Genomic DNA, 11,752 nt, shown 5'->3' on the forward strand with positions numbered 1-11,752 from the left:
TAGCGGGGGCTGTAGCGGATTCTCACCGCTTTCACTTTTAAACCGAAACGGTACCACAGCCTGCTGTATTCAAAGTTTTTTATGCTTTTATACTACCATTTTATCGGGGATTTTGCAAGTTGATCCTGATTTTTTTTAATCTCCTTAGCCCCATAATCAATACAGCATGGATTGCAATATTTACTTCCCGGTTATTTGCCTTCGTGCCCTTTCATATTCCTTTGTCCCTGGATTTACCTGTTTCATGGAAACAACAGTAGAAATAACCTCTATATCTGCAGATATAACGATTTTCAAGCCCAACACCTCACGTTTGAACCCAATCTAAAAAAAACAAAAAAGGAACTCCTTTATCAATTTTAATCCTTGCCATTCCACCTGTTTAAACATGAAAATTCCAGTAGCCATCAATCCCTTTGCCACCAGGTGCGACAAAATCACCCGTATGCATCCTCCATGGGTTGCTATCAAAAACGCCCCTTTTTGTCGTTTTTTTATTATAGTATCTATCCATCTTGAAACCCTCTGGTAAAATTCAGAACCCTTCTCACCTTTTGGGATTTTAAGGTTTTTCCAGTCCTCTTCCCACTTTTTTGCTTCCAAAGGATATTTTTTTGATTTCTTCATAACCCATACCCTCCCACACACCAAAGTTGAATTCTTTTAACTCATCAACCTTAAAGATGGGAAGGTTGTGGTAAATACTTATCATCCTGATGGCAAAGTCAAATATTAATTAGCAGTGGAATCAACACTTGTAACCTTCTACAATAACCAGTAGCAGTCTAAATTATTTAAGTTTTTATTTTTACAAAGCTAAAAATTCAAATAAATAATGTACATCCTTGGTCTTTAAATTCTTGTATTTTTACTCTCAAGTCTTCTTCAGTACAGGAAAGGTATTCTGCTAGGCAACGTATACACAATTGTTTCTTTACATTGCACCCCAGTAGTTTCTTGTTAAGGGCTACAACATCTTTTCCTAGTTGAACATTACAAAAACTACAATAATTATTTTTAGCCATTAGTAACACCCCAATATGATTGGTAAATTATTTAATAAGTTTGCATGAAATATCTGGAATATTTTTTCCACTAAACTCACTGTCAATAATCCCTAGTTGCTTCTTAATAATCCCACGCATAGACATAGCAGGATTAAGGCAATATTCAGCAAATTCTTCTATATTAATATCCTTCACATCTTTTACATTAGGGAAAAACAATTTTAGAAAACCTGTACACATTCTTTTTATAGCTTCAGTATCCCTAGTATCAGCACCTTTAGGAACTTTTAATAACTCATCAATCACTCCACGGTATACAATCTCATCCCTAAGAAGATGCATTATCTCTGAAAAATATTCCACATTAAGTGCCCATCCATTAGCCTTCATATTTTCCCTCATTCGAGGTATTTCCCAGCCTTTTATAAAACCGTGGAAGCGGTCAAGCAAAGCGGATTCGTGAAATATCTGTGGCAGTTGTTGAAACATATTTGCCTCAACATTCATAAGACTTTCATCAATATTTCCCAGCAGCACAAACCCAGCTTCTCCGGTACCTTTATAATCTCCAACTCTAAATTCTCCGCTCTCCAGATACCCCTTTAAAGCACCTTGAATTTCCTCTCGATTGGGGAAATTAATGCTTTGAATCTCATCTAATGCCACATAGTCATAATGGCTGATTAAACCATTGGTCTTCTTACTAACATCATAAAACAATCTTGCACGTGTAATGCTTCCACCACTAACCAGCCAACCATATTTGCTTATTTGAGAAAACAAATAAGATTTGCCCGTACCTTTTGGTGCCAATTCAATAAGGTTTATTCGCTTTTCTACAAAAGGTAAAAGACGGCTTAACATTGTAGTTTTTTGTGTCTTGTTTAGAAATCCGGCCGGGTTATAGTCTATTGAAGCCAGCAAAACGTCCACCCATTCTTCAGTTGTAAAATATTTCCTGGCTTCTTGAAAATATTCCAGCTCTACTTGATAGGGACAGAAGGGTCTGAAATCCACCATGTGTATTCTACTTTTATTAGCATCAATAATAAAACAAGCAAGTTCAATAATACCCCAAGTCTCAGTAGGACCTAATAGATAATTCTTGTAATTATCTAAAACTTCCTTTTCTACCACTGCTTCTCTCTTACGCTGGGGAAATCCAAAATCAGGCAAAGAAAACAAAGCCTCTCTTGTACTGATATCTATTTCCACCCTAACCTTTGCTAAAAATCTTACATTCAGTCCCTCGTGGGTCATAGTATGTTTTAGCTGCTCCCACTGCTCTTTTTTTGGGATTATTTTCTTTACATACTGACTGACTTCCTCTTTATCAAAATATCCATCTTCATCGGCAAATTTCATAACCAACCAGTCTCTGAGAAATGACGGCAGAGTGAGCGCAGAAAAAAATTTGCTTTGATTGGGTGATTTAAATACTAACATATCTCTAAAATACTCTTTTAACTTTTCTTGCATGAGTTACACCTCACAGCCCCATATCATTAATAGTTATGCCTTTTGTCAGCTCAAATGTTACTTTTCCAATGTTTTTATTATCAGCCCATAACGTGCCCCTGTACTGACCAGGTTTTAAATTTCTTAAAGTTATTTCCCATTTATTATCTTTGTACCTAGCTTCAAACCTGACGCTCCTAATTACTAGAGACAATTTTTCAACACGATCGCTTAATGTTAGATTGAGCACCGCTTCATTCTTCGCATTTAACCTTATTGTTGATGAATGTAAACTAAAAGTAATAACTCTGTTCTCTTCATTCTTCTTCTTAATAATTATCACAGGTACTAATATTTCTTCCAACGTAGCTCCACCATGAATCTCCCCTGCAATATGACCGCCAATACTGAATCGTCCATAGGTTTTAAAAATCAATTTATTCTCCTGCTCAATACAATCCGTGTAGTCAGTAACATTAAGAGTGCCATCATTTATACAATAGCGCCCGTACTTTTCTACCTTTATTCTTTCTGGCAAAGGAGTACTTTTTTGCTTGCTTATAGCTGCTAGACGGCTTGTACCATGGTCAGATGTAATAACTACGGAAGGATATGAATTCAATAAATTCACAGCATTTCTTATTATTTCTCTAATATGTCTGAACTCTTCTATAATATATTCGGGATAGCTGCATGCATAATTGTGTACGGCGCTGTCAAAATCTTTGTATATTCTGTAATTATCTGTACCTTCCCATCCTTTGTTGTACTCGGTAATTGTAGGTAAATTGGCACGAGCAATTTTATATTCATAATTGATATCAGGAAATTCATTACTTAAAATACCGTCTATAAGGCCTAACCATTCAGCCCCCATTCCATCCACCCAGTATACCATTCGCTGCTCACCAATCTCTTCAAGCAGTGAATTCCGTGGATGGTATTGCCAAAATATTTCATTATCTGCAACATCTTGCATCAAATTATGTATTATATCATTTACCATATCTGTTAGTTTTGCCCTTGTGTAATTATAAAAATATGTGTAGACAGTCGAGCTATTGTAGTCAGCAGTACACATATAATAGGCAAGTTCAGGGTAAACTACCGAAAGGTAATCATACCACTTTTCCTCATCTATGTTGTTGATTAGCAGTTCTTTTATAATTTCAATTGCTTTATATTTTTCCTCCTTAGTTATACAAGAAAAACATTTTAACTTTTGGATGTTATCGTCAATTGAATTGAATTTCTCCCAAAAGGTATTTGGAATACTATATATCCCAATATATTCAAGGAACTGCTTCCTTTCCTCAATTATAGCTTTTTCCGCCTCAGGGCCTTTTTCATTGATATCAAACACGCCATTAATAATGTTTTCTTTAAAAGAAGTATAATTATTACTGTTCCTCATCACATATTCCATATACCCATCAGGCTGTTCTATCTTACACCACACCCAGGCTAACCACTTTTGGTTTTCATCATATTCCTTCCAGTTTGCAAAAAGACTTTTAACGTTAAAACCAGCTAGATTAAAGACCCTCAAAAACAAGTTATTTAAATGCTCTCCTCTATTTGCTTGTGAGAGCAGCCAACCCCATTGTTCATCTTTCCCCCATTCCATCTTCAGTTCATCGCATCCGACAATATGATTCTTTAGCAATCCAAAATTACTATTGCATATTCTAATACAATAATCACCAGCTGTTTCTTTAAATGCCTGTGCAAATCCTGTAATAAGAAAACTGTTTTGTCTTGATGTCTTCTCCCAAATTTGCATGTACTGCTTTATGCCCCTTATCACATCTTCGCATAATATCGATGTTTCTATATTTCGGGGCATGATTTGCAAAGATACTTTCTCATCTTCTCCTGTATTCTTAATAGAAAAATACTTAGCACACTCACCTGGCATATTAAATCTGCTTACGCCCTTCATTTGTTCAAAAAATATGTTTTCAACCTCAAAAAGGGGAATATATGCCCGGCATTTTGTACCATTATTTATTCCCTCGGTCCTTTCTATCGTTGCCAGCTCTCTCAAGATAGCTCTCCTATTTTCAAAGATGCGCAAATATTCTGCTAATGGAATTACCAGCATGTTACTATATGAATGGCATTCTATTTTAGTTGTTAGGTCGTTTAAATTGGGTATAGTATCCTCACCACTGCAGCGTTCAGACAGCTTGTAAGTATAATCCGTCATGTCTTCAAGCAGTGTAACAACCTTGTGCCAATTATCCCGGCCCTTAATAAGGATAAACCGGACAGGGAATCGATCCCTATGTGCTTTATCCCTTAATAGTTCTTGCTTCAGTTCTTCTATTGTGTAAAAGGCCTTCATCCATCTCACCCCCTTTAGGGCTTATTTTTTCTTCAAGATCTTAATGCCCACCAGAGGTTCCTTTCTAATTAATTCCTTCAGGTATTCTTTTGCCTCTTGAGCAGAAAGTTCATCTATTTTCTGCAGTACCTCCTTATAGGTCTCTTGCCTATATGTCTCTGCCAAATAGTTCTGAACATGCTTGGAAATATCATCCTGCTTCAACCACCAGTCATAAATCTCTTCACCAAAATGCTTTATTATTTCACTTCTAATTGAATCCGCGTTTATATTATTTCTAACCAGATATGCATAATCCCCTGCAGCCTTATTAATAAAGGCCTCGTTTATTTTTTCGGCATCATGTAGTATAACAAAATGCTCTTTCTTCTGTTCCAATATAGCAATTGCATTCTCGATTTGTAAGTGGTCCTGTGTCTGACCATTGTTTATGACATTAAATGTATTAAGAAAAACCGAAGGGGTTATACCAGGTAGCCATAAAATTGGAACCCCTGATTTTCGACTCCATTCTCTAGGAGATGGTGTTCCGCTGATTTCCTGCCAAAGTTTCTTTAATCTCTGCATCAAGTGGTTGACCCTAAGGTTATTTAAGAGATTTTTTACAACCTGCTTGAAACGTTCTATATCATTATTAATAGCTGACTTTGGCAGTTTGTTGTAAATCTCGCTTATCTGTTCACTGGATACATTAACATCAGATATGCTTTGTAAATATTTCCCGAATATCTCTTCTAAATTGTTCAACACATTTCCAATGCCATCTCTATGTTCATCAAGCCTTAAGGCCAAGTCTCTCATGTTTATATTAGAAGAATCCAAATAGACGAAACCTATCAACAACTCTAAGGTATCTTTCACATTTCCAGCATAATCTCTAATAACAACCCAGGGTAATTTAACATTTTCAAAGATTTCTTTTATCCTGCGTAAAGCATCCTTAATACTAGTTGAAGTATATCCAATAAATTCATTCATGCTATTAAGCAAGCGATATTCATTCTCAATGGATTCAAGCACATCTTGTAAATTATCCTCTTTCCATAACCAATGGGCATCTTCAGTCATGCGATTTCTTATCTCGTCGATTATTTGGTTGAAATCTATCCCGGACTTCTCTGCAAGAATTAGTACATTGGGAGCAGTATTATCTATATAATGATTCATGCCCTTTTTAAAATTCTCCACATCGATTATTTGAGGTAATAGAGCTTTTACGCTATTCCAGGCCGATAATATTTCAGCTACTTTTTCTGCTATCTGCAGTTCGTCGGTCTCTCCTTCAGCGGAGATAAAATCACAAATAAGATTGATTACCTCATTCAACTTGCTTGTTATGTCCACATCCGCAATCTTTTGGTCGGGTAGATAATATTTAAGCGACCATAAGGGATATTTCTTTTCGGTTAGAAAACGCCTTATATTCTTTTTTATATCCCTCGGACAGCTCGCCTGCTCTTTGGTAAACTTAAAGGCATCCTGTAACGTATTGCAGAAAAACTCGTGTTCCGGTTTCATTTTAGCTATCGAGTAGTTTTCGTGGTTGCGCATCCCTTTCATAACGCTTTCTATGACGTCTGCAAGACCTTCGTGGCTCAATGGTACAGCATTGGACCCGTCATCTTTGTAGTAACCGCCATTTTCGGCATATTCTTTCATTAGAAACCCAAATAAGAAAGCGGCAACCGGCGAAGGAGCAAATCCAAAAGGCGCTTGCATAAGTTCATTCCATATATCCAATACATATACAGAATTGCTGGTTTCAATCAACTCCTTTACCTTTTGCTTCATCATGGAAACAGGGTGGGTGGGGTACAGGGCAAAGGTATTACTATCATGCCAGAAGCCTTTATTTTGTAATGATTCAACTATGTTCGAATACGGCCTCCTATAATTTTTAACACCCATACCCATCAATACCGCATCCTTTGAATAACCGAAAGGCTTATATAAGTTATCAATTTTACATACCGTTTCTGGCCCATAAGGATAAACTTGAGCACTGATTTTCTCCAGGTATTCTCTTAAGCCGCTCAGCTCAGTAAACTGGTAGTATTCCCCCCTGAAACACGCTGTCATGGTGGTTACCTCTACCTTTTTAATCCAGTTGTCAATAAACCTTTCTGCATTATCTTTATAATACCTCGCATTAGAACCATCGTTCATCTCTCGGGCATAGGCTTCCTTTGTCTTAGCGTCAAGCCAGTTCTTCCATTCTCTCTCACCAAAGGGCTGATTTACATTCACTAAGATGACACGGCTACCTTCACTTTTAATTTCTTTTATTGCTTGGTCAACCTTAACTAAGTCAGCGTCAGACTTAACTATTACAAATAGAACACCTATACTATACGGCTCCAGTTCATCTTGAAACCTGTTTATGCGTATTTTGAGGTTTTGCAGTGGTGCTGTTTTGGTAACGAATCTAATATCCAATGCACCGCTTAATTTATAAACATTCTGAAATCTTTCTCCAATAACTCCTCTTGATTCAACACACTTTTCAAAGGTATATTGGCTTTCTATTTGTCTTTGTATTTTGTCCAGCTTGTTTTTGTCGTAAGACATCATAGGAACTACAAACTCTCTGTCATTTGCACTGGAATGGACGGAATTCAGCAAATCCTTTTCGCAAAGCTCATCCAGAATATTCTTTAAATTTTGATAAATAGGTGTTCCCATAAAAATCATTTCTAGGTTTGATTGCAGCGGCTTTAATAACTTTTCTGCTCCCAATTGTCTATTTATTGCAATGAGGAGCAAAGCACACTTAAATACGCTTAATTCATCACCGGTTAACTCATTACAGTGTGAATTGTAATAATTGATAAGGGTTCGCACTTCATCGGGCAAATCTTCATTATCTGCCTTAAAGAAATAGTCCCATAAAAAATCAGCAGTAAGCCAGTGCCATCCTTCAAAAGAATGGTTCTGAATAAACCAATTGAAATTGTTTTTAATCCCCTGCTCCTGCTGGCTTGGGTCTTCCTTGAGAAATTGAAACATGGTGCGTTGATTGGAGCTAAATTGTTTGGATATTATTGACAGCAAGTAGGCAGAAAAGGGGTGGAGCGGTATGAGGTTAATCAACTCTTCTATTTTCAATCCCTCGGAGTGCTCTTTTAACCGTCGAGCACACCTCTCAACCTCATCCCAAAGGGTAACAGCTTTTGTATCCCATTCATCCTTAGCTTGAGGCTTTATTTTAATAGCATTTGCCATCAACTGATATGCAGTAACTTCTGACATCTGAAATTTTATCATTTTAAAACGGTCCTGCAGGACCCTTCTGGCATCCGAGTCAAGGTTGAATTGCTCTATGGCCCGGTGAGTTATCAGGAAGAGATAAAAAGGCATTCTGCTTGAGACATGGGCTAGTTCCTGCAGTGTTGATACTGTCCTGTTTTGCCTGAAATAATCGGTGAACTCGTCCCATATAAACACTATTGCTTTCAGATTGTTACCCTTTATAATGTCCTCGAGCCAATCTTTGATATCTTCTACACCATCAAAATAGGCAAAACCTTCCCTCTCCATTACCCGGGCTACCGTTTCTACCAATTTATAGTCGTTTTCATTTTTCAAATCGGCAATCACATGCTCATAGCTGCTATACTCTCCAAAGTCAAGACGGTATTTTTCAAAAGCTGCCTTAAAATTAAAAGTAGAGTTTTCATCTGTCAGCCTGCGGAGTATTGATTCGTAGGCAGTTCTACCGCCAAGGTATGTACAACCGCCATTCTCCAGGGCTTTTTTTACCGACTGCTGTACCTCTATTAATAGCCTTTCAGCCGTAGTTATGTTGCTGGATGAAGAACGGTAAACCACTAATATCTTTTCGCTTTCTCGGATTGATCTAAAGTGCTGATAAAGGGGTTGAATTATTGGATAGCTGTTGAAATATTCTTCTACGCTTTTGATATCGTCTTCAAGCAGATGTTTTACCACAAAGGAAGCAAAGGTCTTTCCCGTACCGTAGGCACCGCTCATCCAAATCGGCTTACAGTTTGCATTACTGGCCCGCTCTATTGATTTTATGATTTCGTTTAAAACCTCCTTCAGGGACTGATGAGGTATAAAGAACTTCCATGTAGCAGGTTCCTTCCTCCTGTCTACCTCAGCATTAAAGACAGGGATAAAATCGCTGTTGACTTCAATATAGTCTTTGTATAACGTCATGGCGACCCCCTTCCTCAATTATTATTTCAAATCTAACACATCATCGGCCGTATGGTCTTCATTGAGGAATATGTTGTCCAGCCCCCTTGAAAACTCTACCCTTATATAATCAGGGTAATTTATTGACAGTCCTTGAATTAATCTCTTCATCTCGGATTTATCCGTTCCGAACAGCACAACGGGACTTACTCCTACCATACCCTCTTGGAACTGCTCCAGTTCCGAAAAGGTAAAATTATAATGGCCGTTCTGTTTTTCTGCATATCTGTAGAGAGCGTATAATACAGCGAGCTGCTCGGGCTGCTTCCAACCGGTTTTTGTGATATTCTTGACCCTATTTGACCTGCCTATCATTTCCAGTTTACCAAAGGCCAGGTCAGCACCCAAGGGGGTGTGGCGAAATAGCTCGATAAGCGATGTTACCGCATTTTTTCTAGTTGATTTTGAATAGTCATCCCCCAACATATCCACCAGGTCATCTTTGGTGTATACACCATCCCACCCCACATTAGTAACATACCACTTTACTATTGTGGAATTATAAGCAAGGTTGGTCCATATAACAGCCCATGTAAGGAGACTGTGGCTGCCAAAATCCGACAACTTCTCACCCAGGGGCGTTATCTTGTTATCTTTGGTTATCTCCGCCTCCTTAAGCCACACTCTAAACGCGTCAACCTGTCTGTTCCCCAGCTTGTCGGTAAACCAAAGGTCATCTCCCATGTCAAAATAGTACTCGAGCCATACCTGTCTTAACCCAAAATGCTGATATCTATTCATGCCCCTTAAAGACATACTCTTTCCCCCTTTTGAAACTGCCAGAGACTTTGCAACGAGACAGCCCTTGTCCATTCCGAGACACTTATGGCAGTTTATGCACTTATTATCATCAATGAATATTTCGTTTCCGTCAATCGTTAGCGCTCCTGTAGGGCACTCCACCATACATACCCTGCACCCCACACAGTAGGCCACCTTGTTGGCTATGTTTCTTATAAAGCTTATCTGCTTCCGGTGTATCCCCGGAATTAGGTTCCCAAACTCCACCTTAATACCGCCCTCATGTTTGGTAATACTGAAAGGGTAGTATCTTCCCATAATCTGCTGCTCAAAGGCTGTATCCGAGTTCCTCACGGTATTACCCAGGGCTTTGGCCCATTCAAGCCACTCTGTCTTGGGCCGGCGGATAAAAAAGGATATAGAGTTGCTGCTAAATTGCTCTATTACCCTTATGCCGCCGTTTTTCACCCCCCTGCCGCCTGCTCTTCCCTTCCAGCCGCCTTCTTCTATATACCTTTTCCTCTCCTGCTCGGGCACCCCTGCACTTGCGGCATATTCCTCTATTTGCTCTATATAGTTTTGCACGTCATCCTTAAATACCTTATACGCTAAATGTTCCCACCATTTTGAAGCCATAGGACAAACAGCACAGCCCACCCTTACCATGCCATACCTGTACGCCTCGTTAAGCATTAAGTCCCTTTCAAATATGTACAGAAAAAGCTCTGCAGAACTCCATTCTAAAATAGGACTACAGTTAGTCTGTATCCCATGCTTGCCGCCCTCAGATATATTGGAATAGGCAGCACGGGCATCGCTTTCCTCTGCCCTCACGCCGTCAAACACCAGGGCCTTCATGTTCTCCTTGCCGGTTAACCTTCTCAAAAGCAGCAGCGAAGGTGCCGTCTTGTGCACGCTGCAGCACCAGCGCTGTATCCTGCTGGGAAGGCCGAATTCCCTCCATGTATCCCGGGCACTGTATTCACAGGCAGCACTGTAGAATTTAAGGGTGCTCCATCTCTCTTTTGCTTTTTCAACAGCCTGGTAAGTGCATTTCAATTCCATTCCTGTATCGCCAAATATCACTACAAAGTCTCCGTGGGGTAAAGCCCTCTGCACAAGATCTAGAACCACCAGCGAATCCTTACCACCACTGAAGGCCACATAGCAAATATGATATTTTCCCTTCTGATACTTTTGATAGGTTTCATATATAAATTCAAGGGACTGCTGCACCAGACCGGTCATTAGGCCCTTGTTCTTGAGTATCATTCCATCAACATCTACAGGTTCAAGCCTTAAGCCCTGCTTCTTTATTTCAATTGTTGGCCTGGTATAAAACCCGCCTCCACGCGCTACTGCAACCAATTCCCCTTGATAAATATAACGCCTTGCCCCTTCCGCCCATAACAGCGGAAAATGCGTCTTCGGATACTTCCAGTGTTCGTCGAAACCCAGAAGCTCCAGTTCTTCGTAGAATACCGGCCTTATCGCCTTCTGTATCCCCATGGCGGAAGGCACAAGCACATAACCCCTCGTTTCCTGATCCCACTCGATATTGTACATAATAATCTGCCCCTTGTTATAGATTTAACTCTTTTTTAACTGCAAAAGCTGAAACTTGTTTGTGTGATGCCGAGTGCGGTGCAGCATGCGGTGGCAGTTTGAGCATACAAGCGCAAAATCCCCGTCCTTAATCACCATTTTCTTCTTGTACAGGGTTATATCAACTGTGTGGTGGCACTCCATGAAGCCCTTCCCCACATCCTCGTACACTTCAAAGTAGTCGAAATTGCAAATAACACAGCAAAGTCTCCCCCTTGCCTGGGCCCTGTTCTGTAAGTGCTTAACCCTCTCCTCATTTGTTTCTATATATCTATGATATTGGTACAATATGCTGCCCTCTATGAAATCCCTCTCGTCCAGGTCCATCGCCCGGCTGTATTCAAAGGGTAAGGGAAGACAGTTTCGAATGGCTGCC

The 11,752-nt window shown here is 39.4% G+C and carries 8 protein-coding genes, 1 pseudogene and 1 riboswitch; all 9 genes and pseudogenes read right to left on the reverse strand.

Annotation, left to right across the window (positions count from 1 at the left end):
• Positions 1 to 73: riboswitch (cobalamin riboswitch) on the reverse strand. This riboswitch is flagged as partial in the annotation.
• 27 nt (positions 74 to 100) lie between these two features.
• The 9 genes and pseudogenes from HPY74_17010 to HPY74_17050 all read right to left on the reverse strand — a co-directional run bounded on the left by HPY74_17010 (position 101) and on the right by HPY74_17050 (position 11,703).
• Positions 101 to 297, reverse strand: a pseudogene (locus HPY74_17010) (M55 family metallopeptidase).
• 27 nt (positions 298 to 324) lie between these two features.
• Positions 325 to 627 (reverse strand): histidine phosphatase family protein, encoded by a 303-nt coding sequence (locus HPY74_17015; GenBank protein NSW92339.1) that lies wholly within the window; start codon positions 625 to 627, stop codon positions 325 to 327.
• A complete protein-coding gene (locus HPY74_17020; GenBank protein NSW92340.1) occupies positions 563 to 712 on the reverse strand; it encodes a histidine phosphatase family protein in 150 nt (49 codons plus the stop codon). Before HPY74_17020 ends, HPY74_17015 begins: the two co-directional genes overlap by 65 nt.
• 112 nt (positions 713 to 824) lie before the next feature.
• Positions 825 to 1,025 (reverse strand): hypothetical protein, encoded by a 201-nt coding sequence (locus HPY74_17025; protein ID NSW92341.1) that lies wholly within the window; start codon positions 1,023 to 1,025, stop codon positions 825 to 827.
• A gap of 27 nt (positions 1,026 to 1,052) precedes the next feature.
• Positions 1,053 to 2,486 (reverse strand): BREX system Lon protease-like protein BrxL, encoded by a 1,434-nt coding sequence (gene brxL, locus HPY74_17030; protein ID NSW92342.1) that lies wholly within the window; start codon positions 2,484 to 2,486, stop codon positions 1,053 to 1,055.
• 10 nt (positions 2,487 to 2,496) lie between these two features.
• Entirely contained in the window at positions 2,497 to 4,812 is a 2,316-nt protein-coding gene (gene pglZ, locus HPY74_17035; GenBank protein NSW92343.1) for a BREX-4 system phosphatase PglZ, read from the reverse strand.
• A 21-nt stretch (positions 4,813 to 4,833) separates the two neighbouring features.
• Positions 4,834 to 8,991, reverse strand: a complete 4,158-nt coding sequence (locus HPY74_17040; protein ID NSW92344.1) for a hypothetical protein — start codon at positions 8,989 to 8,991, stop codon at positions 4,834 to 4,836.
• Positions 8,992 to 9,012: 21 nt separating this feature from the next.
• Complete coding sequence (locus HPY74_17045; protein ID NSW92345.1) at positions 9,013 to 11,337, reverse strand: phosphoadenosine phosphosulfate reductase family protein; 2,325 nt, start codon at positions 11,335 to 11,337, stop codon at positions 9,013 to 9,015.
• A gap of 24 nt (positions 11,338 to 11,361) precedes the next feature.
• Positions 11,362 to 11,703: a hypothetical protein gene (locus HPY74_17050; GenBank protein NSW92346.1), complete on the reverse strand. Its 342-nt coding sequence runs from the start codon at positions 11,701 to 11,703 to the stop codon at positions 11,362 to 11,364.
• Positions 11,704 to 11,752: the final 49 nt, after the last annotated feature.

Source organism: Bacillota bacterium, from assembly GCA_013314855.1.
Classification (GTDB): Bacteria; Bacillota; Clostridia; order Acetivibrionales; family DUMC01; genus Ch48.